25 protein-coding genes are annotated in these 26,495 nt (G+C 69.1%); 17 read left to right on the top strand and 8 right to left on the bottom strand.

Annotated elements, in window-relative coordinates; translation table 11 throughout:
• Window positions 1-21 precede the first annotated feature (21 nt).
• From ON20_RS08560 to ON20_RS34170, 6 genes are all read left to right on the top strand, one after another.
• Window positions 22-459: an SRPBCC family protein gene (locus ON20_RS08560; RefSeq protein WP_040834462.1), complete on the top strand. Its 438-nt coding sequence runs from the start codon at window positions 22-24 to the stop codon at window positions 457-459.
• Between the two features lie 50 nt (window positions 460-509).
• Window positions 510-1,850: an ArsA family ATPase gene (locus ON20_RS08555; protein ID WP_245547117.1), complete on the top strand. Its 1,341-nt coding sequence runs from the start codon at window positions 510-512 to the stop codon at window positions 1,848-1,850.
• Window positions 1,847-2,347, top strand: coding sequence for a hypothetical protein (locus ON20_RS37610; protein ID WP_174361870.1), 501 nt, complete (start codon window positions 1,847-1,849; stop codon window positions 2,345-2,347). Before ON20_RS08555 ends, ON20_RS37610 begins: the two co-directional genes overlap by 4 nt.
• On the top strand, window positions 2,344-3,318 hold the full coding sequence (locus ON20_RS08545) for an ROK family protein (RefSeq protein ID WP_040834460.1): 975 nt from the start codon (window positions 2,344-2,346) through the stop codon (window positions 3,316-3,318). The genes ON20_RS37610 and ON20_RS08545 overlap by 4 nt, the downstream gene beginning before the upstream one ends.
• 238 nt (window positions 3,319-3,556) lie before the next feature.
• The gene (locus ON20_RS08540) at window positions 3,557-4,282 is read left to right on the top strand and encodes a lysophospholipid acyltransferase family protein (protein ID WP_040834458.1); all 726 of its coding nucleotides are present in this window, start codon (window positions 3,557-3,559) and stop codon (window positions 4,280-4,282) included.
• Window positions 4,283-4,549: 267 nt separating this feature from the next.
• The gene (locus ON20_RS34170) at window positions 4,550-5,383 is read left to right on the top strand and encodes a phosphoribosylanthranilate isomerase (RefSeq protein ID WP_086008936.1); all 834 of its coding nucleotides are present in this window, start codon (window positions 4,550-4,552) and stop codon (window positions 5,381-5,383) included.
• A 709-nt stretch (window positions 5,384-6,092) separates the two neighbouring features.
• Here ON20_RS34170 and ON20_RS08525 read toward each other — a convergent pair.
• Window positions 6,093-7,406 (bottom strand): prenyltransferase/squalene oxidase repeat-containing protein, encoded by a 1,314-nt coding sequence (locus tag ON20_RS08525; protein ID WP_040834452.1) that lies wholly within the window; start codon window positions 7,404-7,406, stop codon window positions 6,093-6,095.
• Window positions 7,407-7,604: 198 nt separating this feature from the next.
• Here ON20_RS08525 and ON20_RS08520 point away from each other — a divergent pair, with 198 nt between their 5' ends.
• Window positions 7,605-8,885, top strand: a complete 1,281-nt coding sequence (locus ON20_RS08520) for an FAD-binding oxidoreductase (RefSeq protein WP_040834450.1) — start codon at window positions 7,605-7,607, stop codon at window positions 8,883-8,885.
• Window positions 8,886-9,051: 166 nt separating this feature from the next.
• On the opposite strand, the gene ON20_RS08515 is transcribed toward ON20_RS08520, so the two are convergent.
• Both ON20_RS08515 and ctaC read right to left on the bottom strand, forming a co-directional pair.
• A complete protein-coding gene (locus tag ON20_RS08515) occupies window positions 9,052-9,468 on the bottom strand; it encodes a cytochrome c oxidase subunit 4 (RefSeq protein ID WP_040834448.1) in 417 nt (138 codons plus the stop codon).
• A 13-nt stretch (window positions 9,469-9,481) separates the two neighbouring features.
• Entirely contained in the window at window positions 9,482-10,573 is a 1,092-nt protein-coding gene (gene ctaC / locus ON20_RS08510; RefSeq protein ID WP_051161963.1) for an aa3-type cytochrome oxidase subunit II, read from the bottom strand.
• Between the two features lie 697 nt (window positions 10,574-11,270).
• On the opposite strand from ctaC, the gene asnB reads away from it, so the two are divergent.
• A complete protein-coding gene (gene asnB, locus ON20_RS08505) occupies window positions 11,271-13,214 on the top strand; it encodes an asparagine synthase (glutamine-hydrolyzing) (protein ID WP_040834447.1) in 1,944 nt (647 codons plus the stop codon).
• A gap of 133 nt (window positions 13,215-13,347) precedes the next feature.
• On the opposite strand, the gene ON20_RS08500 is transcribed toward asnB, so the two are convergent.
• On the bottom strand, window positions 13,348-14,319 hold the full coding sequence (locus ON20_RS08500; protein ID WP_040834445.1) for a carbohydrate kinase family protein: 972 nt from the start codon (window positions 14,317-14,319) through the stop codon (window positions 13,348-13,350).
• 155 nt (window positions 14,320-14,474) lie between these two features.
• On the bottom strand, window positions 14,475-14,825 hold the full coding sequence (locus ON20_RS08495; RefSeq protein WP_040834472.1) for a HesB/IscA family protein: 351 nt from the start codon (window positions 14,823-14,825) through the stop codon (window positions 14,475-14,477).
• 261 nt (window positions 14,826-15,086) lie between these two features.
• Here ON20_RS08495 and ON20_RS08490 point away from each other — a divergent pair, with 261 nt between their 5' ends.
• The 6 genes from ON20_RS08490 to ON20_RS08465 all read left to right on the top strand — a co-directional run bounded on the left by ON20_RS08490 (window position 15,087) and on the right by ON20_RS08465 (window position 19,770).
• A complete protein-coding gene (locus tag ON20_RS08490; protein ID WP_040834471.1) occupies window positions 15,087-15,779 on the top strand; it encodes a DUF3043 domain-containing protein in 693 nt (230 codons plus the stop codon).
• Window positions 15,780-15,825: 46 nt separating this feature from the next.
• A complete protein-coding gene (locus ON20_RS08485; RefSeq protein ID WP_245547116.1) occupies window positions 15,826-16,368 on the top strand; it encodes a bifunctional adenosylcobinamide kinase/adenosylcobinamide-phosphate guanylyltransferase in 543 nt (180 codons plus the stop codon).
• A gap of 79 nt (window positions 16,369-16,447) precedes the next feature.
• On the top strand, window positions 16,448-17,080 hold the full coding sequence (locus tag ON20_RS08480; RefSeq protein WP_040834440.1) for a maleylpyruvate isomerase family mycothiol-dependent enzyme: 633 nt from the start codon (window positions 16,448-16,450) through the stop codon (window positions 17,078-17,080).
• Between the two features lie 49 nt (window positions 17,081-17,129).
• Window positions 17,130-18,206, top strand: a complete 1,077-nt coding sequence (gene cobT / locus ON20_RS08475; RefSeq protein ID WP_040834439.1) for a nicotinate-nucleotide--dimethylbenzimidazole phosphoribosyltransferase — start codon at window positions 17,130-17,132, stop codon at window positions 18,204-18,206.
• A gap of 10 nt (window positions 18,207-18,216) precedes the next feature.
• Window positions 18,217-18,957 (top strand): adenosylcobinamide-GDP ribazoletransferase, encoded by a 741-nt coding sequence (locus tag ON20_RS08470; protein ID WP_040834437.1) that lies wholly within the window; start codon window positions 18,217-18,219, stop codon window positions 18,955-18,957.
• Between the two features lie 99 nt (window positions 18,958-19,056).
• Complete coding sequence (locus tag ON20_RS08465) at window positions 19,057-19,770, top strand: MBL fold metallo-hydrolase (protein ID WP_040834435.1); 714 nt, start codon at window positions 19,057-19,059, stop codon at window positions 19,768-19,770.
• A gap of 70 nt (window positions 19,771-19,840) precedes the next feature.
• On the opposite strand, the gene ON20_RS08460 is transcribed toward ON20_RS08465, so the two are convergent.
• The 3 genes from ON20_RS08460 to ON20_RS08450 form a co-directional block, all read right to left on the bottom strand.
• Complete coding sequence (locus ON20_RS08460; protein ID WP_040834470.1) at window positions 19,841-20,941, bottom strand: branched-chain amino acid aminotransferase; 1,101 nt, start codon at window positions 20,939-20,941, stop codon at window positions 19,841-19,843.
• Between the two features lie 63 nt (window positions 20,942-21,004).
• Entirely contained in the window at window positions 21,005-22,099 is a 1,095-nt protein-coding gene (gene gcvT / locus ON20_RS08455) for a glycine cleavage system aminomethyltransferase GcvT (RefSeq protein ID WP_040834433.1), read from the bottom strand.
• Window positions 22,100-22,207: 108 nt separating this feature from the next.
• Window positions 22,208-22,819 (bottom strand): GNAT family N-acetyltransferase, encoded by a 612-nt coding sequence (locus ON20_RS08450; RefSeq protein ID WP_040834430.1) that lies wholly within the window; start codon window positions 22,817-22,819, stop codon window positions 22,208-22,210.
• A gap of 109 nt (window positions 22,820-22,928) precedes the next feature.
• Between ON20_RS08450 and ON20_RS08445 the strand changes: the two genes are divergently transcribed.
• The 3 genes from ON20_RS08445 to ON20_RS08435 all read left to right on the top strand — a co-directional run.
• The gene (locus ON20_RS08445; RefSeq protein ID WP_245547115.1) at window positions 22,929-23,729 is read left to right on the top strand and encodes a TetR/AcrR family transcriptional regulator; all 801 of its coding nucleotides are present in this window, start codon (window positions 22,929-22,931) and stop codon (window positions 23,727-23,729) included.
• Between the two features lie 10 nt (window positions 23,730-23,739).
• A complete protein-coding gene (locus ON20_RS08440) occupies window positions 23,740-25,251 on the top strand; it encodes a leucyl aminopeptidase (RefSeq protein WP_040834426.1) in 1,512 nt (503 codons plus the stop codon).
• Between the two features lie 588 nt (window positions 25,252-25,839).
• Window positions 25,840-26,495 (top strand): biotin/lipoyl-containing protein (locus ON20_RS08435; protein ID WP_040834424.1); only part of this gene is annotated, 656 nt, incomplete at its 3' end.

Below are 26,495 nucleotides of genomic sequence, written 5' to 3'. Positions count from 1 at the left end.
CGAAAGGAACCGCAGAACCCCATGGCCGACCGGACGCAGAGATCGATCGTCATCGCGGCGCGCGCGGAGCAGGTGATGTCCGTTATCGCCGATCTGCCGTCCTACCCGGAATGGGTCGAGGCGGCCCAATCGGTCGAGGTGCTCGAGTTCGGTTCCGACGGTCGCGCCCGCAGGGCCCGGTTCGTCCTGGACGCCGGGGTTGTCAAGGACACCTATGTGCTGTCGTACACGTGGCGGCCGGACGACAGGGCGGTGAGCTGGACCCTGGTCAGCGGTGATCTGCAGAAGACGCAGGACGGCCGCTACGAGCTGATCGAGCGGCCGGACGGCAGCACCGAGGTGGTCTACGAGCTCACGGTGGACCTCAATATCCCGATGATCGGCATGTTCAAACGCAAGGCGGAGAAGGTGATCACCGATACCGCGCTGAAAGAACTGAAGAAACGGGTCGAAGGCTGACCGGGCAGCACGCTCGAGACGCGCACCGCCCCCGCGGCGATGCGCCGCACGTGCGCGCTACGGCGCATCGTGCCGGCGACGAGACGCGCGGCGACCGTTCCCGGCCCGGTACCCGCGTCGAGCTGTTCATCGGCAAGGGCGGTGTCGGCAAGACGACGCTGGCCTGCGCCGCCGCCATGGCCTACGCCCGGCTGGGGCAGCGTGTCCTGGTGGCCTCGCTCGATCAGGCGCATTCGCTCGGCGACGCGCTCGGTTTCCGCTTCCCGCACGATCCGGGCACCGTCGCGGGCATCACCCGGGTGCTGCCGGGATTGGAGGTGATCGAGCTCGATTCCCTGGCCCTGCTCGAGGACCGCTTCCGCGATGTGGTCGGCCTGTTGGCCGCCGATCCCGGGCACGACCACGGAATCGACCTGGCCGCATTGGATCCCGCCGAACTGACCGGCCTGCCCGGTGTGCAGGAACTGCTCATGCTGGTGGAGATCAGCCGGTACGCCGCCGATGACGAGTGGGATGTGATCGTCCTGGACTGCCCGCCCTCGGCCGATATGCTCCGCATCGTCACCGCCCCCGAGGCCCTGCTCGGTTATCTCGACCGGATCTGGCCGCCGCACGAGCGGGTGCGCGGCGCCATCGGTGGTGATCTGCGTCGGGCGGTACTCGCGACCACGGTGCAGCGGATCGTGGAGGCGGTGAGCGAGGTTCGGGATCTGCTGGCCGACCACGCCCGAACCGGCGCCCGGCTGATCACCGTCCCCGAACGGGTGGCGGTCGCCGAATCGGCGCGGGTACGTTCGGCTACCGCACTGCTCGGGCTGCGTCTCGAGGCGGTGGTGGTGAACAAAGTGCTGCCGGCGGTGCCCGCCACGGCACCGGGTTCCGAACATCCCGCGGTGCAGTGGTATCTGCATCGGCGCGCCGAACAGCTCGATGTGATCGCCGGCCTGCGGCGGGCCATGCCGGAGGCGCCGGTTCTGGTCGCCGGGCACACCGGTCCGGAACCGGTGGGACTCGGCCCGCTGGCGGCACTGTCGTGGGTGGTCGTGGACGAGGCGCCCGGCAATACGGTGGGCGGCGAAGTCGACACGGCAGGCGGTGTCGGCCACAATCCGGCGGCGGACCGCGCCGGATCCCCAGAGCCGGTGGTGCGATTGGAATCGGGCACGGGACTGCAGTCGGTGTACGCCATGCGCATGCATCTGCCGGTGGTCGATCCCGCGACGCTGCGCCTGGGACGAGTGGAGGACGATTTGATCGTGGGAGCGGACGGGGTCCGGCGCAGACTGCGCCTGGCACCGGTGTTGCGGCGGTGCACGGTCAGCGCCGCGGAACTGGGCAACGGCTATCTCGTCGTCCGTTTCCGGCCCGACCCGCGGGTATGGCCGGAATGAGCAAGAGCACAACCGGCCCCGGCGACGGCCTGACCGAATTCGCCGAGGAACTCAAACAGCTCGCCGAGGTTCTGCTGGAACGCGTGGAACCGCTACTGCGGCACGCCGCCGCCGACGGTAAACCGGAATGGAGCAACTGCACCTGGTGCCCGCTCTGCGCGGCCGCGGCCCTGGTCCGCGGGGAACGGCACGAGGTGGTCACCGCCCTCGCCGAACACGGCACCGCCATCGTCACCGTACTGCGCGAGGCTCTGGCGGGAGTGCCGGTGGAGCCGGTGATGCCGCACGATTGTGTCGCGGAAAGCAATGGCGCGCATGGCCGTTCACCGACCTCCGCGGACCGGGACGAATCGGGACACTCCGAGTCCGGCGGTGAGCCGCACATTTCGGATACCTCCGACCGCGGGGCCGCCACGTCCACGGGCAGCGAAACCGGGGGTACCGACCGACCCGGACGCGCTCGTTACATCGGTATCCCCGTGACGATCAAGGCATGACCGGCCCTCGGCAGGCCGGGCCGTTGACCGTCGGTATCGATATCGGCGGTACCAATATCCGCGCGTCGGTGGTCGACGGGACGGGCGAGGTACTCGACACCGTGCAGGCTCCGACCCCGCATTCGGCGCCCGCCCTCGACGACGCCCTGCACCTCGCGGTGCGCGAACTGGCGCGGCGCCATCCGATCGACGCGGTCGGTCTGGCGGTGGCCGGTTTCATCGATAGCGATCGGCGCACCGTCCGCTTCGCCCCACATCTGCCGTGGCGCGACGACCCGGTGGCGCACCGGCTGGCGGAGCGGCTGGGTCTGCCCGTTTTGCTGGAACACGACGCGAACGCGGCCATGTGGGCCGAATACCGGTTCGGCGCCGCCGCCGGCGGCCACACCGTGGTGCTGCTGGCCATCGGCACCGGGATCGGCGCGGCCCTGCTCATCGACGGCGAGCTGTATCGCGGAATGCACGGTGTCGCGCCCGAACTCGGGCACCTGCAGGTGGTGCCGCAGGGGCGGGTGTGCGGCTGCGGTAAACGCGGCTGCTGGGAAAGGTATTGCAGCGGAACGGCCCTGGCCGAGACCGCGATCGAGATGCTGGCCACCGACCAGGCGCCGTCGCTACTGGCCAAGGAGGTGCTCGCCGACCCGGACGCGCTGACCGGCCGCCGCGTCGCGGGCGCCGCCCACGACGGCGACCCCCTCGCCCTGCGGGTGATGGCGGATTTCGCGCGCTGGCTCGGCCTCGGCCTCGCCTTCATCGGCGATATCTTCGATCCCGATCTGGTGGTCGTGGCGGGCGGGGTGAGCAGTTCGGCACCGCTGTTCCTGGACGAGGCCCGCGAGGAGTACGCGGCCGCGCTCACCGGTCACGGCCACCGTCCACTCGCCCGTATCCGCACCACCCAGTTGGGCGAGGCGGCCGGCGTGATCGGCGCAGCCGAACTCGCTCGCAGTTCGCTTATCGCCGGACGGTGAAATCGCTCGCCCGGCGCGCGGTCTGCTCGCCCGGCGGCGATATCTCCTCCCGGACAGGCGGACCGAGGGTCCGGTTCGTCCATACTCCGGTGATCTCCCCGAAAGGTCCTGGTGACGTAACCGAAACACCCACGGTGAGATCCGTCGTGGTGCTTGGAGGTGATCGGCGAGCGGCGGTAGAGTCGGCAGGCGAGAGGTGTCCCCATAATCCCATCCCGGTTCTCGGAGTAAGGACGTCATGTTCTACTGGCTGCTGAAGTTCGTGCTGCTGGGCCCCTTCATCCGCATCTACAACCGACCAACGGTGGAGGGCGTGGAAAACATTCCGGCCGAGGGCGCGGCCATCATGGCGGGTAACCATCTCTCCTTCGCCGACTGGCTCTTCGCTCCGCTGATGAGTCCCCGGCGGATCAACTACCTCGCGAAGGCCGAATACTTCACCACCCCGGGCATCAAGGGCCGGCTGCAGAAGTTCTTCTTCAGCGCCACCGGCCAGTATCCCATCGACCGCCGCAGCGCCGACGCCGCCGAGGACGCTCTCAACGCCGCGCGCGATCTCCTCGAGCAGGGTCGCCTGGTCGGTATCTACCCCGAGGGCACCCGCTCCCCCGATGGCCGCCTGTACAAGGGCAAGACCGGCCTGGCCCGCCTGGCCCTGGAGACCGGCGTACCGGTCATCCCGGTCGCGGTGATCGGCACCGACGAGGTGAGCCCGCCCGGACCGTTCCGCTGGCGCTTCCGCAAGGTGACCATCAAATTCGGCAAGCCCATCGATTTCTCCCGCTACGAGGGAATGAGTGGCAACCGGTTCGTCGAACGCGCCGTCACCGACGAGATCATGTACGAGCTCATGCGCCTGTCCGGCCAGGAGTACGTCGACGTCTACGCCGCCACCCTCAAGAAGGACGTCCCCTCCGGCCCCTCCTCCCACACCCCCCGCATCCCGGAAACCGCCGCGGGCTGACCCCACCCGAACCACCCCGACGGTCGGCGCCTGCCCGGGTCCGGCCCGCCCGGAGCGATATCGCCCGCCTACGCCCACCTCCTCTGCTCAACCCACTGTGCGGAGCCTTATGAGGCCCACAAAGGGTTGCGGCCCGTCTCGCGTTTCGGCGCCCGAAGCGCATGTGCCGAAGGCACGAGTCTCGGGTGCCGAAACGCGAGACCCGCCAGGGCCGCGCCCCCGCCCGTGCGAACGCGCGGGCAATCAAACACTGCTACCGTTGGTCGGGTGGCGGTGCGCGCGAAACTTTGCGGTATCCGATCGCAGGAAGATCTGGATATCGCGGTGAACGCCGGTGCCGACGCGGTCGGTTTCATCTCGGGGACGACCCACTACAGCGAGGATGCGCTGGCCCCCGAGCAGGCCGCGAAACTGGCCGCGGTGACACCGCCGTTCGTCAACCGCGTCCTGGTGACCCATCTGGAGGACGCGGACAGCATTATCGCGCTCGCCGATCAGATCGGTGTCGACACTATCCAGATTCACGGCCTGGTCGACACGAGTACCGTGCGCGTGGTGCGCGCCGGCGCGGGCGGGCGCACGATCATCCGCGCGGTTCATGTCGTCGGCGACGAGGCCGTGGACACGGCGCTGGAGACCGCCGCGCACTGTGACGCCGTTCTGCTCGATTCCCGGACCACCGACCGGTTGGGCGGTACCGGACGTGTCCACGACTGGTCGATCAGCGAACGTATCGTCGACGCGCTCGCCGCCGTGCACCGTCCCGTCATCCTGGCCGGCGGGCTGAACGCCCACAATGTGGCGGGAGCGATCGCGCAGGTCGGGCCGTTCGGGGTGGATGTGAACAGCGGGGTCGAAACCGCGTCGGGCGATAAGGACCCCACCCTGTGCTCGGCGTTCGTCGCGGCGGCGCATCATGCCGCTCAGTTGTTCCATACCTCCACGGCGACGGCGATGAGTACGAGTGCCCCGGCCGACAGGGTGGGCGCGGTGATGTCCGAGCCCACCAGCAGCGCGCCGAGCAGGGACGCGGCCACGGCCTCGTTGAGTCCGACGAGTCCGGCCGTCACTTCGTCCAGATCGCGCAGGGCCGGCCAGTAGCAGGCGAATCCGGGGCCCAGCAGCAGCGCGCCGATCGCCACCAGGGCGGCGAAGTCGGCGGCCGCCGGAGCGGGCCATATCGTGACGGCGAGCCCGAGCAGCGGGGCTCCCAGCGCCGCCGCCATGACCAGTTGCAGGCCCGCCGCCGTCACGGCGGGACGGACAGCGGATTCCCGGACCACCAGCGTGATCAGCGCGGCCACACAGCCGGCGCTCGCCAGGGCGAGCAGGCATCCGGCGAGCGCCGGCGCGGGCGCTGATCCGCCGGGTGGATGGCCGGCCACCAGGCCGATCGCCACCGCGACGAGGAGCAGTTCGAGGCCGACCGTCACGTTCAACGCTCGCCGGCCGCGCACGATCCGGTCGACGATGAGCAGAACCGGCGCGGTGAGGTGCAGCGCCACCACCACGGGCAGCGGTCCGATTTTCAACGCGGCGACATACAGCGCCAGATTCAGCACCTCGAGCACGCCCAGACGCAGGAACAGCCCGGGCGCGGCGCGGAAGTCCCGCCAGGGATTGCCTCCGGTGAGGAGCGCGAATCCGAGCAGCGCGGCCCCGCCGCCCGCGGCGACCGGGAGGGCGAGGAAGCCGTCGGCACCGATATAGGCGATCAGCGCGCTCGAGGCACCCCACAGCCCGGTGGCGGCGAACAGCAGCGCCAGGCTCCGGCCGTTGTTTCCGACGCGGTTGCGTGCGGGGCCGCCGGTCATGACAGCAGGAAGGTCACCACGGGTAGGACCACGGCGGTGTACGCCGCGAAAACCGCCGCCGCGATCCGCCTCTTGGTCACCGACGCCAGCCGGGTCGCCACCCCGGTGAAGGCGCCGAGGGCGAGGAACAGGGTTCCCCACACCACCAGGGCACGGCTGCCGATCTCGCCGAGGTCGTGAGCGAACATCACGCCGAGTATCGCGATGGTGAGCCCGGACAGCCCCGTCGCGCCGAGAACGGCGGCGCCGCTGTAGCTGTTCATCACCACCGGCCGGCCGCGCACCGCCACGAGTTCCTGGGCGTCGGCGGGATGGGCGCCCTCGACCCGGCAGATCAGGTCGAAAACCTTTGCGGGGCTCACCCGTTCGTTCACTACCTTCCGCACGCGGTTCATGGCCTCCAGGCCCTGCACGGTGGCGTAGGACGTCACGAAACCTTCCGGGGAGGTGCGGAAACCGCCGCGGTAGGTGGCCATCGGCTCGATTTCCTGCAGGTCGAGCAGGTCCACCAGACCGCGCCGCACCCTGGGGTCGAAGATCGTTCGGTCGTCGGCGGCGACCACCGCGCCGACGGCGAGGTGCAGGCTCAGATGGCGCCAGGTATCGGCGGTCTCGCCGCGGCGGAACGGCTCCTCCTCCACCGGGTAGGTGCCGCGCCGCAATCCGTCGAGCAGGCGGTCCACCACGAGCGCCCGCACCCGGTCGACCCGTTTGCCGCCGACGCCCGCGATTTCCGGGCGGGCCAGCAGGTAGGCGGTGAGCGCGTACGCGTACAGGGGTCGGATCCGCGGGTCGTCGTCCAGCATCATCGAGACCAGTAGGGAGGTCCCGCGCAGAAGTGCCTGCGCCGCCGACTCGTGGACCGCGGCGATATCGACGAGCGCGTGTACGGCGCTGGTGGTGGCGGTGACGGAGACGGGACCGACCGGACCTGCCAGCCACCACCCGCCGGTGTCGGTGTCCTGTTCGGCGCACAGCGCGGTGAGGCATTCCACCACATCGGGGTCGGAGGGCACCACGCCCATACAGTGCAGGGCACGCAGTCGCCAGGACAGGTCGATCGGTGAACGGAAATGCCATTCGCCGCCGGCGGTGCCGACCACATGGCGGCGGATCAGGGCTCGGACGGCCTCCCGGTTCGGGATGGCCCGGCCGGCCGAATGCAGCGCGACGACCACTTCCGCGGTGTTCTGCGGATTGGGCGGCACATCCGATACCCATCCCCATCCGGCCCCGGCGTGCCCGTCGCGGATCTGGCTGCGGGTCAGCCAACCCACCGCCAGGTCGATCCGGTTATCGATATTCGACACGTCCCCTCCCCTTGTCATACCCCCGGCGCCTGCTCCGCCGGCGCGTAAGAATTCCCGGATCACGGTACCGGCAGCGGGTGACAGGTGCCGGCATTTCGGAGCGGATTCCGGCAGTTCGGACGGGGTGGACGGGTGCGCCGGAAAAGGACACCCCACCGATATCGCACACACGCGCGCAATCTGGTTAGCTTTCGTGCCATGAGCACGCTGCACGTTGTATCCGCCGCCGAGTATCTCCCCCGTGACACCGCGGATGTCGTTCGCACCGTCCGGGATTCACGGGACCGGTCCAAGCCGCTCACGGTACACGGTGGCGCGCCGAGCGGGGACGGTCTGGCGGTACCGGATCAGCGCGCCGTGGTGTCGCTGCGCCGGATGAACGCCATCCTCGATATAAATCTGGGCCGGGGCACGGTCCGGGTGCAGGCGGGGGCCCGGCTGTCGGATGTGGATCGACGGCTCGGCGCGCACGGGCTCGGGCTGCCGATCGTCGGCGACCACCGGGAGATCACCGCGGGCGGTTTCGCGTCCGTGGGTGGGGTGAGCACGGCCTCGCACCGGTACGGGCTGTTCATCGACCAGATCCTCGATCTAGAGTATGTCGACACCGACGGCCGGATCGGCACCTGCGGCCGCGACCACCACACCGACCGCTTCTACCGGATTCTCGGCGCCGGTGGACGCGCGGGCATCATCACCGCGCTCACCCTCGACACCATCGAGATCGACAAGGACAATACCTGGCTGTCCACCGAGGCCGACCGGTTCCTCGATTTCGACAGTTTCGTCGAGCACGCCTACACCGAGGTCGCCAAGCCGCGTGACGCGGTCCTGCAGGTGGGTCGCTGGGTGGACACCGCGTCGCTGAAGGTGTCGCGGCCGGTGGGCGCGGGACAGGTGCATCTGGGCACCGTCCGGTTCGGCCAGTGGTCGAGTCTGTACCCGACCGCGCCGACCCGTTCGCTGCGCGCCCGCCGCGAGGTGGGCAGCCGGGCCCGGAAATCACTGGGTGCCATCGCCTCGGCCACCAGCGGACGCGCGGCGGGAATGCCGGTGCGCAATGCCGCGGCAGGTGCCGTGCTGTTCACTCCGAAGGTGCTCACGCTGCGCGACGCCGAATACCTGGCCGATACGGTGATCAGCTCGTCCGAGCGCGGCCCTGCCTTCCGGGTGAGTGTCTTCGCCCCGCTGTCGAACTACACCTCGGTGTTCTACCGCCTGCACGATCTGTTCGCCGGACATCGGGAACGCACGGGCTGTTTCACGGTCATCTCCGCCATGACCTACGGTATCCGCTCGGAGTATCTGCGCCTGGAGTCGGCGGCGCGCGGTCTACCCGACGGCGACCACGGCCTGATCACCTTCACCTGTCGGCTGCGTCCCATGTCGCTGCCGTCGGAGCAGCTGCGCGACATCATCACAGCGATCGACGAGATCTGCCGGTCCGAGAACAGCATCCGCTACGAGTCGGCCGTCTAGGCCGGTCGGGCCATCACCTTCGCGTACACCTCACCCGGGGCGGTCGGGGCCCGCCCCGGGTCTGGACCGACCGGAGCGCCGTCGCATCAGCGACGGCGCGGAGAGGGAAAACCCGGGGTCACGAGGGCCCGACAGCGCCACCGAGAGGCGGCGCCGAAGACACAACTCAGTGCTTCTCGGGGCCGAGGTAATACTCGAACACCAGGCCGCCCGCGGCGAAAAGGATGAGCACCACACCGAGTCCGATCAACCAGAACTGGAAGAACGCGAATCCCAGGGCGGTCACCGAGGCCGCGCCGGCCAGCAGGATCGGCCAGAAGCTACCGGGCGAGAAGAAGCCCAGGTCGCCGGCGCCGTCCACGATTTCGGCGTCCTCGTAGTCCTCCGGGCGCAGGTCCAGGCGGCGCGCCACAAAACGGAAATAGGTGCCGATGATCAGCGACAGACCCGCGGTGAGCACGATCGCGGTGGTCCCGGCCCATTCGACACCGGTCCGGGACTGGGAGGTGAAATACGCATAGACCACGCCCACGATCACGAAGAAAATCGTGAGCAGTTCGAAAATCCGGGCTTCGATCCTCATCTCAGATCTGTCCTCACTTGCTCTCGGCCGCGCTCTTGACCGAGCGATCGGTGTTGAACGGCCTGGTGGAGGTGGCCACCGGGGATTCGCCGATGGATTCGAGCGCCGCGGAGTTGGTCATACCCCCCTGACGCGCCTCGATGTAGCGCTGGAACTTCTCCGGCGATACGGCCCGGACCTCGAAGTTCATCATGGAGTGGAAGGTGCCGCACATTTCCGCGCAGCGCCCGACGAACGCGCCTTCCTTCTCGATCTTCGAGATCTGGAAGACGTTGTCGGAGTTGTTCTCCTTCGGGTTGGGCATCACGTCCCGCTTGAACAGGAACTCCGGCACCCAGAAGGCGTGGATGACGTCGGCGGCGGCCAACTGGAACTCGATGACCTTGCCGGTGGGCAGCACCAGGACCGGGACCTCATTGCTGGTGCCGACGGTCTCGATCTTGTCGTAGTGCAGGTAGGACAGGATGTCGTTCTCCGGCCGACCATGCACCGGCCCCGGCTGCGGGTGGCCGTGCTCGGGGTCGACGCGCTCACGGTATGCGTCGAGCTGCTCCTGGTTGGCGGTCTCGCGCACGGTGTCGACACCGTTGTAGGTGAAACCGTTCTTCAGGTCGACCTCGCGGTAGCCGAACTTCCAGTTCCACTGGAAGGCGGTCACGTCGACGACGACATCGGGATTGTCGACCTTCTCGTGCACGTAGTTCTGCACGACGACGGTGAAGTAGAACAGCACGGCGATGATCACGAACGGGATCGCCGTGTAGGTCAGCTCCAGCGGCACGTTGTACCCGGTCTGCCGCGGGAATTCCGGATCACCTTTCTTCTTGCGGTGGAAGGTGACCGTCCAGAAGGTCAGACCCCACACCAGCACACCCATCAACAGGGCGGCGATCACCGACCAGGTCCACAATTCCCGCATCCGGGTGGCCTGCGGGGTGACGCCCGAGGGCCAGCCGAATCGCAGCCAGACATTGTCGATCGAGCAGCCGGAGACCAGCAATGTGGTGATCCCCAGGGACACCGCCAGCCCGGCCCGCCGCAGGAAACGGCCCCGCCGCCCCCGGGCGGGCCGTGCCCCGATCTCGTCGCTCGCCTTGTGCGCCACGCTCACGCCTTCCTGGTCGCCACACATTCCGACAATGCACCGTCCGCTCGGCGATCGACCGGACGATACGTTCACAGCTGTAGTTCGAACCCACCGAATGGTGGGTGCGCTGTCTCGCGCACCCACCATTCGACACAGTCCGAGTACTACGCAGCGTAGACCAAACACACGGCGGCTTCGCCGTCGGGTCGGCTGTGTTCGATTGCGCCGGCTCCGCCGGCGCGGGGTTGCGGCCCTGGCGGGTCTCGCGTTTCAGCGCCCGAGACTCGCGCCTTCGGCGCATGCGCTTCGGGCGCTGAAACGCGAGACGGGCCGCAACCCTTTGTGGTTCTCGTGACCTTGGGGCTTTGTGGTTCTCGTGACCCTGGGGTTCTCGTGACCCTGGGTTTTGCCTGTTTGCGCGACGTCGCTTCGCTCGGTCCAGACCCGGAGTGTGTCCCTGCCACCGTGGTGAAGTGTCCGGGAGGTGAGGGTATCTGTTGTCCCGGTTTTCTCCGCGCTGCCGATCGGTCGGAGCGGTGCCGAGGCGGGGCTCGACCGGGCGGTTTCGCCGTTTCCGGGAGAGGGATGGAGGTGTCGAGTGGCCTGCGTCGCACGGCCGGGGCGGAGGTGGGGCATACTCGGACACTGGATTTCGTCCGCCGCGCCCGTTCCTGTGGCGTGGGCCCCGACCAGAGGAAACGAGGTTACCGACGCGGTGTGTGGACTGCTCGGATTTCTGACGTCTGATTCGGCAGCACCGGAGACGGTGGAGCAGGTATACGACGCCCTGCACTGCGTGCGGCATCGTGGGCCGGACGAGCGCGGCACCTGGCACGACGACCGGCTGATCTTCGGATTCAACCGGCTGTCCATCATCGATATCGAGCATTCGCACCAGCCGCTGCGCTGGGGCCCGCCCGAGAACCGGCAGCGCTACGCCCTCACCTTCAACGGGGAGATCTACAACTACCTCGAACTGCGCGAGGAACTGGCCGCGGCGCACGCCGCCGAGTTCGGCGACACACCGATGTTCGCCACCGAGGGCGACAGCGAGGCCATCGTGGCGGCCTTCCACTATTGGGGTCCGGAGGCGGTGCGCCGGCTGCGTGGTATGTTCGCGTTCGCGATCTGGGACACCGAGACCGGCGAACTGTTCCTGGCCCGTGACCCCTTCGGTATCAAACCGCTGTTCCTGGCGACCGGCCCCGGCGGCACCGCGTTCGGTAGCGAGAAGAAAAGCCTGCTCGGACTGCTGCCCGCCCTCGGCCTGGACGATTCGCTCGACAAGCGGGCACTCGAGCACTACACCGTGCTGCAGTACGTCCCGGAGCCGGAAACCCTGCACGCGGGTATCCGCCGACTCGAGTCGGGCAGCTACGCCACCGTGGCACCGGGCCGGCAGCCGCGAATCACCCGCTACTTCGTGCCGACGTTCCCGGTGAAACCGTTCGCCGCCGGCTCCGACCGGGCCCGCTACCGCGAGATCGCCGCGGCCCTGGAGGACTCGGTCGCCAAACATATGCGCGCCGATGTAACGGTCGGCTCGTTCCTGTCCGGTGGTATCGACTCCACCGCCGTCGCCGCCCTGGCCATGCGGCACAACCCGAAGCTCATCACTTTCACCACCGGCTTCGAACGCGAGGGCTACTCCGAGGTGGATGTGGCCGCCGAGAGCGCGGAGGCCATCGGCGCCCGGCATATCGTGAAGGTGGTCTCCCCCGCCGAGTTCGCCGCGGCCATCCCGGAGATCGTCTGGTACCTCGACGACCCGGTGGCCGACCCGGCTCTGGTTCCGCTGTACTTCGTGGCCAAGGAGGCCCGCAAACACGTCAAGGTGGTGCTCTCCGGCGAGGGCGCCGACGAACTGTTCGGCGGCTACACCATCTACCGGGAACCGCTGTCGCTGCGCCCGTTCGAGCGCCTGCCGGGCGGCCTGCGCCGGCTCGCGGGCAAGGTGTCGGATCTGATTCCCGAGGGCACCCGCGGAAAGAGCCTGCTGCACCGCGGTTCGCTCACCCTGGAACAGCGCTACTACGGCAATGCCCGCAGCTTCAACGACGCCCGGTTGCGGGCGGTGCTGCGCGAGTTCCGACCGGAATGGACCCATCAGGATGTCACCACTCCCATCTACGCGCAGTCGCGCGGCTGGGATCCGGTGGCGCGGATGCAGCACATCGACCTGTTCACCTGGCTGCGCGGCGATATTCTGGTCAAGGCCGACAAGATGACCATGGCGAACTCCCTGGAACTGCGGGTGCCGTTCCTGGACACGGAGGTCTTCGAGGTCGCCCGCGCCATCCCGCTGGACCGGAAGATCACCAAGGAGACCACCAAGTACGCACTGCGGCAGGCCCTCGAGGGCATCGTCCCCGGTCACGTTCTGCATCGCGCGAAGCTGGGCTTCCCGGTCCCGCTGCGGCACTGGCTGCGCGGCACCGAACTCTACGATTGGGCGCACCGGCAGATCGCCGAATCCCAGACCGATCACCTGCTGGACAAGGCGGCCGTCACCGGGATGTTGCAGGCCCACCGCGCGGGCGACTCCGACCACAGCCGCCGGCTGTGGACGCTATTGGTGTTCATGGTCTGGCACGGGATCTTCGTCGAAGACCGCATCAAGCCCGAAATCCAGGAACCCGCCTACCCCGTGCAGCTCTGACCCGATCCGGCCCCGAGACACCCCGGGGCCGGGTCGCCGAGTTCTCCTTCATTATGCGGTTCGCGGTAGCGAAACCATGAAGAGGAACACACGAAGCCCACGGCCGCGGAGACGCCGCCGGGGGCGGCGCGTTTCAACGCAGCAACTGCTCCAGTTCGCCCGCGGCCTCGACACCATATGCCTGGGCCAGACGTTTCAGAGCGTCGTCGATGTTCAGCGCCCACTCCTGAGTTCCGACGGTTTCCAACACCAGCACCGCGACCAGCGAACCGAGCTGCGCCGAACGCTCCAGGCTCAGGCCCGCGGTGTGTCCGGTGAGGAAACCGGCGCGGAAGGCGTCGCCGACCCCGGTCGGATCGACACGGGTGTTCTCTGGGACCACGCCGACCTGCACTTCGTTGCCGTCGCGGTCCACCACCAGCACCCCGTCCTTGCCGAGGGTGGTGATCCGGATTCCGACCCGGTTATCGATCTCCTCCTGGGTGAGCCCGGTCTTCTGCTGCAGCAGCCCCCACTCGTATTCGTTGGTGAACAGGTAGGTCGCACCCTCGATGAGCTGTGCGGACTGGTTGCCGTCGAGACGGGCCAGCTGCTGCGACGGGTCGGCGGCGAACGGAATGCCCAGCTCCCGGCATTCGGTGGTGTGCCGCAGCATGGCCTCGGGGTCGTTGGCACCGATCAGCACCAACTCCAGCGGCCGGTCCTCGGACAGGGCGGTGATGGAGATATCCCTGGCCTCGCTCATGGCCCCCGGATAAAAGGAGGCGAGTTGCGCCATATCGTCGTCGGTGGTGCAGACGAAGCGCGCGGTATGCGCGGTCTCGGACACCCGCACGGCCGAGCAGTCCACACCGTGCGCTTCCAGCCATTGCCGGTAGTCGGCGAAATCGGCGCCCACCGCGCCGATCAGCAGCGGGGAACGGTCCAGCACACCCATGGCGTAGGCGATGTTGCCGCCGACACCGCCGCGCCGAACCACCAGGTCGTCAACGAGGAAGCTCAGCGAAACGTGGTCGAGCTGGTCGGGTAGCAGCACGTCCGCGAATCGGCCGGAGAAACGCATGAGGTGGTCGGTGGCAATCGACGCGGAAACAGCAATGGACACGTAGTGGTCCCTTCGAATTCGGGCGCTTACAGCGAAAAACGAGGCCCGGAGACCGGTTGCCCCGTTCTCACGGTATCAATTCGACAGGGGTTCTACTACGCGCCACGAGCAGGCCGCGTGACGTTGTATCGATCACGCGGCCGGTTCGGCGGGGCTCAGTTGAAGGAGTCGCCGCAGGCGCAGGAGCCGGTGGCATTCGGGTTGTCGATGGTGAAGCCCTGCTTCTCGATGGTGTCGACGAAGTCGATCGAGGCGCCCTGCACATACGGGGCACTCATCCGGTCGACGGCGAGGGTGACGCCACCGAACTCCGCGGTCAGGTCTCCGTCGAGGCTACGGTCATCGAAGAAGAGCTGGTAGCGCAGGCCCGCGCAACCACCCGGCTGGACGGCGATCCGCAGCGCGAGGTCGTCCCGGCCCTCCTGATCCAGCAGCGCCTTGGCCTTGCTCGCGGCAGCCTCGGTCAGAGTCACGCCGTGGGTGGCGGTCTCGTTCTGCACAGTCATGAACTCTCCTATGGACAGCTGTGGTCGCTCCGTGAGCAGCACACGGTTCGCGAAGAGTCAACATCTTCGGTCGGGCTGCTATTCCCATCTTGCCATCTTCTCCATACGGCCCGACACCTCGTCCATTCGGTATGAGCGGTCGCCTCCCGTGGTCACGCTTCATCCCTCCTCGAGCTCGGACCCTCCTGTCGGGCGTGAGCCGGCACACCCCGCCTACCGCCGCGTCACCGGCCGGTCGTGCCATCGAATAGCCTGGTGACCGTGAAATTGTTCCGACGCGGCGAGACCGACGAAACCGCCGACCGCACGGGCGCGGACGACGGCTCCGCCGAGAACGCGTCCCGGACGGCGACGAATACCACCGCGGGTGCCACCGAGGCCAAGAACGGCCCGACCCCGGGTAAGGGCAGGCCCACCCCCAGACGCCGGGACGCCGAGGGCCGTCGCCGCGGCCCGGTGGCACCGGCACCGCTCACCGCCAAGGAGGCCCGTGCCCGGCGCAAGGCCGCGCGCGGTGACAGAGCGGCCCGCAAGAAGGCGACCGCCGAACGCCGGGCCGCCGCGGCCGAGCGTCGGGAGCGCATGCTCGCCGGCGACGACAAGTACCTGCTGCCGCGCGATCAGGGTCCGGTGCGCGCCTTCGTCCGCGATATCGTCGACGCCCGCCGTAACCTGGTGGGCCTGTTCATGCCGATGGCGCTGGTGCTGATCCTGTCCATGTTCGCCGCACCGGCTCTGCAGTCCCTGGTGACGCTGGGCATGCTGGTGATGATGATCTTCATGATCGGCGAGGGTTTCCTGCTCGGCAGACTCGTCGACAAACGGGTGCGGGAGCGGTTCCCCAACAGCACCGACGGCGGCTTCGCCCTGGGCTGGTATGCCTTCGTCCGGGCTTCGCAGATCCGCAAGATGCGTGCCCCGAAACCGCGGGTCGGTCCCGGCGACCCGGTCTGACCCGGCGCGGCCGAGGCCGGGGATGCGGATTGCTAACGTCCGACACGTGCCCCAACCCCGTTCGTCCGCATCTTGTCGCACCCTGGTCCTCGGCGGCGCGCGCTCCGGGAAATCGGCCTTCGCCGAATCGTTGGTCACCGCGGGCCCGGTGCGCTATCTCGCCACGGCGGCCCCCGACCCCGCGGACACCGATTTCGTCGCCCGGATCGCCGCCCACCGTGCCCGCCGGCCCGTCGACTGGGCGGTCGTCGAAGAGGCCGATCCGACGGATGTCCTGCGCACCCCGCACACCGGCGCCACCCTGATCGACGATATCGGCACCTGGCTCACCGCCTGCCTGGACACCCACGCCGCCTGGGACTCGCCCCGCGGAACCATCACTCCCGACGTCGACGCGCTGGTCACCGCTGTCGCCGACTATGAGTATCGCCTGGTTATCGTCACCCCGGAAGTCGGTATGGACGTTATCCCCGCCACCCGATCCGGCCGCCTCTTCCGCGACGAGATCGGCACCCTCAACCAGCGCCTCGCCCGGGTCTGCGACGAAGCCTTTCTCGTCGTGGCCGGGCTGCCGCTGCGGTTGAAATAGCCCGCATACGGCACCGTTGTCCCCCGACCACGCTCCGGCGTTCCCGCCCGGCCATGGTTGAATCCGAGCCGTGAAACCCATGCAGCGTGCCGATATATGGGCCACGATCCATGCCGAACGCGCCGCTCTGGCCGACGATCTCGCGGAGCTCACCGACGAGCGATGGGCGGCCCCGTCCCTGTGCGGGGAGTGGACGGTGGAGGAGGTCGTCGCGCACCTCACCGCGGCGGCGAGTACCGGCCGATTCCGCTGGATCCGCAGCGTTCTCGCCGCACGTTTCGACTTCGATCTGCACAACCGGCGGCTCATGGCCGAATACCGGGGCGCGACCCCGGCCGAGACCCTCGAACGGTTCCGACACACCATCACCGCGACGACGGCGGCCTCCGGGCATACTCCGGCATGGCTCGGCGAGGTGGTGGTCCACGGTCAAGATATCCGCCACCCGCTCGGCCTGGCCCGGACCCCGGCGATCGAGGCGGTGACAGAAGTCGCACGGTTCTTCGCCAGGCGGGACTTCACGGTGAACAGCCGCACCGCCGTCCGGGGCCTGCGTCTGGAGGCAACCGACGGGCCGTTCGAATCCGGGTCCGGACCGCTGGTGCGGGGAACGACCCTGGCCCTGGTCATGGCCATGGCCGGCCGGGTGGTCTACTGCAACGAGCTCGTCGGCACCGGGGTCGCGACGCTGCGGTCCCGTCTCCGGCCATGAGCGCTCCGCCCCACCCGAAGAGTCGGCCCGCCCGCGTTACCCTTGCCCGGTGACACAGGGATTCGGAGCGGTCGCGCCGCCGGACGCGCAGGCCCGCGCCGCCGCGGAGCGGCGACACGAACAGCTCACCAAACCCGCGGGATCGCTGGGCAGGTTGGAAACACTCGGCAGCTGGGTGGCCGCCTGCCAGGGGACATGCCCGCCGAAGCAGTTCGAGCGGGCCCGGGTGGTGGTGTTCGCTGGGGATCACGGGGTGGCCCGGCACGGGGTCTCCGCGTATCCGAGTGAGGTGACCGCGCAGATGGTCGCCAACTTCCTCGCCGGCGGGGCGGCGGTGAACGCGCTGGCCGAGATCGCGGACGCCACGGTGCGGGTGGTCGATATGGCCGTGGACGCCGAGACCGATCCCGCCGTGGGCAAATACAAGGTGCGCCGATCGTGCGGCTCCATCGACCGCGAGGACGCGCTCACCGCCGAGGAGGTCGCCGCGGCGCTCGCGGCGGGCCGGGCCGTGGCCGACGAGGAGATCGATGCGGGCGCCGATCTGCTCGTCGCCGGCGATATGGGTATCGGCAACACCACCCCCGCGACCGTGCTGGTCGCCACCCTCACCGATACCGAACCGGTGGCGGCGGTGGGTCGCGGCACCGGTGTCGACGACCACGGCTGGATGCGCAAGGTGGCCGCCATCCGCGACGCCATGCGCCGCGCGCGTCCGGTCGCCAGGGAACCGGTCGAGTTGCTGCGCACGGCCGGTGGCGCCGATATCGCCGCCATGGCCGCGTTCCTCGCCCAGGCCGCCGTCCGCCGCACCCCGGTGATATTGGACGGCATGGTGGTCGCCGCCGCCGCCCTGGTGGCCGAGGAACTGGCGGCGGGCGCATCCGCGTGGTGGCTGGCCGGCCACCGCTCCACCGAACCCGCGCATACGCTCGCCCTGCGCACACTGCATCTCGATCCGCTGCTGGACCTGCGGATGCGTCTGGGCGAGGGTTCCGGTGCGCTCGCCGCGCTGCCGATCCTGCGCGCCGCCGTCGCCGGCCTCGCCGAGATGTCGACCTTCGCCGAGGCCGGTGTGAGTACCCGGGAGGCCGATCCGGATCGGCCGGTGGAACTGCGGAAATGACCGCGGCCCGGTGACCTCGCTGGTTCTGGCCGTGTCCTGGCTCACCGTCGTTCCCGCGCACGGGCCGACGGAGGTCGATCGGCGAATCGCGGGGCGGGCCATCGCGCTGGCACCGCTTGTCGGTGTGCTCCTGGGCGGGGCGGCGGCCGGTGCGCTGTGGTTGCTGCATCCGGCCGGCACCGCCGCCGGGATGGCCGCCGTCGCCGTCTTGGCGTTGGCGACCCGCGGAATGCACCTGGACGGCCTGGCCGATACCTTCGACGGACTCGGCACCTACGGTCCGCCGGAGCGGGCGCGGGAGGTTATGAAGAGCGGCGGCGCGGGTCCGTTCGGGGTGGCGGCGCTCGGCTTCGCCATCGGTATCCAGGCCCTGGCGTTCGCGGAGTTGGCCGCGGCCGGGCGGTGGCTTGCGGTGGGGCTGGCGGTGACGCTCGGCCGGGTCGCGGTGGTCGCGGCGTGCCGTCGCGGCGTGGACGCCGCTCCCAGAGCGTGGTTCGGTGCGCTGGTGGCGGGCACGCAGTCGCCGTTCACGGCGCTCGGGTGGACAGCGGCGGCGGTGGGGGCGGGAATTCTCGCGGTCCCCGCTCTGCCCTGGGCAGGACCGATGGTCGTCCTGGCCGCGTCGGGGGTTGCCGTATTGCTGGTGCGGCACTGTGTGCGCCGGATCGGCGGTCTGTCCGGTGACGTCCTCGGCGCCGCGATCGAACTCGCCACCACCGTGGCGGCGCTCGGCTTCGCTCTCGCCGCCTGAACCACTGCGCGGGCTGTCCGGCGAACCATGTGACGGCGGCCGACCTCGGGTGCGGGTACTCGTCGACCCTCGCGACAATGCGAGCCCTAGTGTGGAGGTATGTCAGCCGAACGCCTGTACTTTCGTCAACTGTTGGCCGGGCGGGATTTCGCCGTGGGCGACCCGATCGCGACGCAGATGCGCAATTTCGCCTATCTCATCGGCGATCGGGAGACCGGGGAGTGCGTGGTCGTCGACCCGGCATACGCGGCGGGCGAACTGGCCGATATCGCCGCCGGCGACGGGCTGAAACTCTCCGGTGTCCTGGTCACCCACCACCACCCCGATCATGTCGGCGGCTCCATGCTGGGCTTCACCCTGCGCGGGGTGCGGGAACTGCTGGAGAAGACCAGCGTCCCGGTGCACGTCAATGCGGAGGAGTTACCCTGGGTGGCCAATGTCACCGGGATCGCGCCGAGCGAGCTCACCGGCCACCGGCACGGCGACAAGATCGACGTCGGCGCCTTCGAGATCGAACTGCTGCACACTCCCGGCCACACCCCGGGCAGCCAGTGTTTCCTGCTCGAGGACCGGCTCGTCTCCGGCGATACGCTGTTCATCGACGGCTGCGGCCGCACCGACTTCCCCGGCGGCGACTCCGACGCCATGTACCGGAGCCTGCGCTATCTGGCCGAGATGTCGATCAACCCCACCGTCTATCCCGGCCACTGGTACTCCCCCGATCCACACGCCCCGCTGGACACCATCCGCGGCACCAACTACGTGTTCCGACCGCGCTCACTGGCCGAATGGCAGGCCCTCATGCCCGGATGATCCGGCCGAAGCCCGAACGGCGCACGACCCCACCCGGGCCGGCTTCGCGCGTCGTTCGGTCTTCGGGCTCTCAGAGTGGGCGCATCCAGCCGTGCACGTCGGCGAAGGTGCCGCGCTGGATTCCGGTGAGCGTTTCCCGCAGCGCCATGGTGACCTCGCCGGGCTCCCCGCTGCCGATGGTGAATTCCCCGTCCTCGGAGCACACCCGTCCGACGGGCGTGATGACCGCGGCGGTACCGCACGCGAACACCTCGCTGATCTCGCCCGACTCCGCGCCGGCCCGCCATTCCTCCACCGACACCTTGCGCTCGGTGACCTGGTAGCCGGCCTCGACGGCCAGGGTCAGCAGCGAATCGCGGGTGATACCGGGCAGCAGTGAACCGGACAGCTCCGGAGTGACCAGCCGGGCGTCGGCACCGGACCCGAACACGAAGAACAGGTTGTTGGTGCCCATCTCCTCGACGTACCGGCGTTCGCAGGCGTCCAACCACACCACCTGGTCGCAGCCCTTCGCGGTGGCCTCGGCCTGCGCGAGCAGCGAGGCCGCGTAGTTGCCCGCGACCTTCGCCTCACCGGTGCCGCCGGGCGCGGCGCGCACGTAGTCGGTCGACAACCACACCCGCACCGGTTTCACCCCGCGCGGGAAGTACGCGCCGGCCGGCGATCCGAGCAGCAGGTACTTGTACGCCGAGGCGGGTTTGACGCCGAGTCCGGCCTCGGTGGAGATCATGAACGGACGCAGGTACAGCGATTCCTCACCTCCGGCCGCCGGCACCCAGGCACGGTCGACCTCGAGCAGCTGCCGGACGGATTCGACGAACAGCTCGTCGGGCAGTTCCGCCATCGCCATCCGACGGGCGGATCTGCGGAAGCGGGCGGCGTTGGCGTCGATCCGGAAGCAGGCGACGCTGCCGCCCGGCTGGCGGTACGCCTTGAGCCCCTCGAAGATGGCCTGCCCGTAGTGGAACACCATGGTCGCCGGGTCCATGGCGAGTGGGCCGTAGGGTTCGACGACGGCGTTGGTCCAGCCGTCGCTCTCGGTGTAGTCGATGGTGACCATATGGTCGGTGAAGTACCGGCCGAACCCGGGCGCCGTCAGAATCTCCTGTACCCGCTGCGCCGGGGTGGGCGCAGGATGGGGGATACGGGCGAACTGTGCGGCAGCGGTCATGTGCAGAAGTCTATGATGTCGGTTCGCGCCGTCGATTCGGTGGTCCGGCACTTCGACCACGCCTCACGTAGTACGGGCCGGAACGAACGGCGGCCGGACGACGGTGCAGCCCAGCCTCCGGCCGCGTACATCGACCTCCACCTCGGCCCCCGGTTCGACCGACGGGTCGAGCAGCGCGAGCGCGATCCCGGTCTCCAGTGTCGGCGAGAACGTACCGGATGTCGTCTCACCGACCTGTTCGCCGTCACGCAGCACGGCCTGTCCCGCCCGCGGCACGCCACGACCGTTGGCTTTCAGCCCCAACAGGGTTCGCTCGGGACCGGACGCTTTCTCCTGTTCCAGCGCGGCTTTGCCCCAGAACCGGGGTTTCGCCCAGCCCACGGCCCATCCGGTCCGCGCCTGCACCGGGGTGATCTCCGCCGACAGTTCGTGGCCGTGCAGTGGATAGCCCATCTCGGTGCGCAGGGTGTCACGCGCGCCCAGCCCGGCGACCTCGCCACCGGCGTCACGCACCCGCTCGACCAACGCCCGGAACAGGGGTTCGGCGTCGTCCCAGCGCGGCAGCAGTTCATAGCCGTGTTCGCCGGTGTACCCGGTCCGGCACACCCGCACCGGACGCCCCTCCCATTCGGCGTCGACGAAGGCCATGTACTCCAACTCCACGGGCAGCCCGAGCGCGGCCAGTACCCGCGCCGACCGCAGACCCTGCACCGCGAACACCGCGTAGGCGCGATGTTCGTCCGTCACGGTGACAGCACCTGGCGCGGCGGCCTGTAACCGTGCCACCACCGCGGCGGTATTGGCGGCGTTCGGCACCAGGAAGATCTCGCCGTCGCCCACGTAGTAGGCGATCAGATCGTCGATCACGCCGCCATCGTCGGCACAGCACAGCGTGTACTGCGCCTTGCCGGGCGTGATGCGTCCCAGATCGTTGGTCAGCGTCGAGTTCACGAGCTCGGCCGCACCCGGTCCACGTACCGTCGCCTTCCCGAGGTGACTCACGTCGAACAGCCCCACGGTATTGCGCACGGCCCGATGTTCGGCCACCGTTCCGGCGTACTGCACCGGCATCTCCCACCCGCCGAACGGCGCGAATCGCGCACCGAGTTCGACGTGGAGTGCGTGGAGGGGGCCCTGGAGCAGATCGGAGTCACTCACCGGGCGAGCTTAACCCGCCGACCCCCGGGGCAGGCCCGCGTGCCGCGGCACGGTTTCGGACTTCGACTAACGACCATTTCTCGTCCGATCGGCCCGGCACCACAGCCATTAAACCCGGCACCACATGGGGATGAGTGTCGGTCCGTTCTCGGGCAGCGTATGGGTCGCTCCTTCCCGCACGAACCCGTGCCGCGCATACAGCCGCGCCGACCGTTCCGTACTCGCCTCCAGGAACGCGGGCATTCCGGCATCGGCGAGCGCGCGCACCTGCCGGGCGAGGACGGCGGCGCCCGCTCCCCGGCTGCGGAACTCCGGAACGGTGACCATCACCTGCAAATAGCTGTGCGGGAATTCGCGCGGATGTTCACGGGCGAGCAGTTCGGTGAGATACGCCGCACGCTGCAGCGGCCGCATATCCGGCAGGTGTGCGGCCTGTTCGGCGGTGGTCGCGGCCTCGGCGACGAAACGGTCGGCCGAGGTGATGGTCTGCCAGATGGACACCGTCCATATCCGGCCATCGGCTCCGGCCAGCCAGACCTCGTCATCCCGCAGCCCCCGCTCGACGCTCGTCGGGACGAATCCGGCGATTACCTGGTCGATCGGATATCCCTCCGCGACCCAGGCCGTGACCGCCTCGTCCGGCGTCGCCGCCGTGAAGGCCGCCACCACGGCGTCGTAGTCGGCGGGCCCGGCCCGCCATACGTCCAATTCGGTGCCCATTAGGGGTGCGCCTCTCTGTGTGAACGGCGTATCGAAATCCGAAATTAGGCTGGAGTAGCATCTCTCACCAGCATTTCGTCACACTGTTTCGTGTGATGGAATCGGATCCGTGACGTCCTGCGAAGTCTGCGACGCCCCCCTGCGTCAACCCCCACGTGGCCGCCGCCGACACTACTGTTCCCGTTCCTGCCAGGCCCGCGCCTATCGCGCGCGCCGGGGCCCGGCCGTGCCTCCGCGCCGGCACCGCCCCGCCCGGTTGACCACGGTCGGCATCACCCGCACCGCCGTCGCCCTCGCCGACCACGCCGGCCTGGACGGCCTGTCCATGCGGCGCCTGGCCGGCGAGCTCGGCGTGGCCACCGCGGCGCTGTACCGGCATTTCACCGACCGGGAACATCTGCTGGCCTCCATGGCGGAACTGGTGTTGGCCGAGATCCCGGAGCCGCCCGCCGATCTCACCGGCTGGCGGGCGCGTCTGCGCCACGAGGCGCTCCAGGAGTGGCGACTCTACCGGCGGCATCCATGGATGCTGCCGGTCCTGGCACGTACCCGCCCGCCGCTCGGTCCCGCCCTGTTCGACACTCTGGAACGCACCATGTCGGCCCTGGATGAACTGAACCTGCCCCGCGCCGATCTACTGACGGCATATCTGAGCTGTTCCGGTCTGGTGCAGGGACTGGCCCTGCTGTGGACGTCGGAAGGAGCCGACCGGATCGGCATCACCACCGCCGGCAGCGAACCGCCTCCCGAGGTGGCCGAGCTCATCGATCCGGCCGCCCGGCCCACCCTGTACAAGGTCTTCGCGCCGACCGAGGGCCTCCCCGGACTCGATTTCGACGAACTGCTGGCCACCGCGGTCGACATGCTGCTCGACGGTGTCGCGGTGCGCCACCGGGCGGCAACCGAATAGCCTGAGAGTCATGACCGCAGTCGCAGATCGTCCTCTCGGACCGGAATTGGCACGTACCGAAACCATCGAACCCGATACCGATGTGCTCGTCATCGGGTTGGTCACCACCGACGACGGTCCGGTGATCGTTCCCGAGGATCTGTTCAGCGATGTTCTCGACACCGACGTACGCGCCGGCCTGACCGAGCAGCTCGTCGCCGTCGGCGCGACCGGCAAGGCCGAGGCGTTGACCCGGATTCCCGCCCCGTCCGCACTGGAGAACGTCACCAGTGTGCTGGCCGTCGGTCTCGGCGGCGCCGACGAATTCGACGCCGAGCAGATCCGGCGCAGCGCGGGTGTGGCCGCGCGGGCGCTGGCCGGTGCGCAGAAGGCGGTGACCACCCTGTCGGGTCTGGATATCGGCGCCGCCGCGGAAGGCTTCTACCTCGGCGCCTACTCCTTCACCCCGTTCCGTTCGGAGAAGTCGGCCCCGAAACCGGATGCGCGGCCGGTGTCCCGGGTCGAACTGCTGGTTCCGGAACCGGAATTCGGGTCCGACGCGCTGCTGCGCGCCCAATTGGTGGCCGAGGCCGTCGCCACCGCACGGGATTTCGTGAACACGCCGCCGAGTCACCTGTATCCCGCCGAGTTCGCGGCCCGTGCGCAAGTGCTGGCCGAGGGCGCCGGGCTGAGCGTGGAGGTGCTTGACGAACAGGCCCTCGAGGCGGGCGGGTACGGCGGAGTGATCGGGGTCGGCAAGGGTTCGTCGCGCTCGCCGCGGCTGGTGCGGCTCGCCTACGAGGGCGGCCCGAAGAAGGTCGCGCTGGTCGGTAAGGGCATCACCTTCGACACCGGCGGTATCTCCATCAAGCCCGCCGCGAACATGGAGAACATGACCTCGGATATGGCGGGCGCCGCCGCGGTCGTGGCCACCACTCTGCTGGCGGCCCGGCTGAGCCTGCCGATCACTGTCACCGCCACCGTCCCCATGGCGGAGAACATGCCGTCCGGGACGGCGCAGCGACCCGGCGACGTGCTCACCCAATACGGCGGCACCACCGTGGAGGTCCTCAACACCGACGCCGAGGGCCGGCTCATCCTCGCCGACGCCATCGTGCGCGCGTGCGAGGACGATCCCGCCTACCTGGTCGATGTCGCCACCCTCACCGGCGCGCAGATGGTCGCCCTGGGCACCCGCACACCGGGCGTGATGGGCACCGACGATTTCCGTGACCGCGTCGCCCGGATCTCGCGCGAGGTCGGCGAACACGGCTGGGCCATGCCGCTGCCCGCCGAATTGCGCGCCGACCTGGATTCCAAGATCGCCGATATCGCCAATGTGGCCCCGCACCGTTGGGGCGGCATGCTCTCGGCCGCGCTGTTCCTGAAGGAATTCGTCCCCGAGAATGTGCAGTGGGCCCATATCGATATCGCGGGCCCCGCCTACAACACCGGCGGTCCGTTCGGCTACATCGGCAAGGGCGGAACCGGTGTTCCCGTGCGCACCCTGATCTCGGTGTTGGAGGACATCGCAGCCGAGTGAGCCGGGCCCACCCGCGTCCGGCCGCCCGCAGCGACATCACGTCAGCGGCGAGGGGAAGCCCCGAGTAACGAGGACCCCGACAGCGCCCCGCCAGGCGGCGCTATCCCACACGGCCCGCCCCGAGTCCGGCCCCTCCGCAACGACCTCGCCGCCTGCGCCCGTCCCCTCGGCCCGGCCCACCGTGCCGAGTCTTACGAGGCCCCCACAAAGGGTTGCGGCCCGTCTCGCGTTTCAGCGCCCGAAGCGCATGCGCCGAAGGCGCAAGTCTCGGGCGCTGAAACGCGAGACCCGTCAGGGCCGCAACCCCGCTCGCGCGAACGCGCGGGCCATCGAACACAGCGACCCGTCAGGGCTGCAACCCCGCGCCGCCGAAGGCGGCGCCATCGAACACAGCCCGCTACCCGGAAGTAGCCTCCCCCCTCCGCTTACCGGGTGCCGACGCGAATGCAAGGATGGTCGGCGGAACAAGAACCACACGGATCTCCGGTGCCAGCAGAATGGTGTTGGGCGGGACCGCTCCGCGACCCGCGGCGGGACCGACCGGAACGAACTGTTGTAGACCCGTCGAGCAGTCAGGAGTCAACGGACATGGCCTTCTCCGTCCAGATGCCCGCTCTAGGTGAGAGCGTCACCGAGGGAACGGTGACGCGGTGGCTGAAGCAGGAAGGAGACACGGTCGAGGTCGACGAGCCGCTGCTCGAGGTCTCCACCGACAAGGTCGACACCGAAATCCCGTCCCCCGCGGCCGGTGTGCTGACAAAGATCGTCGCGCAGGAAGACGATGTCGTCGAGGTCGGCGGTGAGCTGGGTGTCATCGGCGAGTCCGGCGAGGCGCCCGCGCCGGAGCCCGCCCCCGCTCCCGAAGCCGCCCCCGAACCCGAGCAGGCGGCCACGACTCCGTCCGCCGCTCCGTCCGAACGGGCCGCCCCGGCGCCCGCCCCGGCTGCACAGGCCTCCGCTTCCGACGCCGCCTCCGGTACCCCGGTGAAGATGCCGGAACTCGGCGAATCCGTCACCGAGGGCACCGTAACCCGGTGGCTGAAGGCGGTCGGCGACGAGGTCGCGGTCGATGAACCCCTGCTCGAGGTCTCCACCGACAAGGTCGACACCGAAATCCCGTCCCCGGTGGCCGGCACCCTGCTGGAGATCACCGCGCAGGAAGATGATGTCGTCGCCGTCGGCGGTCAGCTCGGTGTGATCGGCAGTGGCACTCCCGCCGCCGCGGCGCCGCGGCCCGAACCCAC

Source organism: Nocardia brevicatena NBRC 12119 (genome assembly GCF_000308495.1).
In the GTDB taxonomy this organism is placed as follows: Bacteria; Actinomycetota; Actinomycetes; order Mycobacteriales; family Mycobacteriaceae; genus Nocardia; species Nocardia brevicatena.
This window is presented reverse-complemented; position numbering and strand designations above follow the sequence as displayed.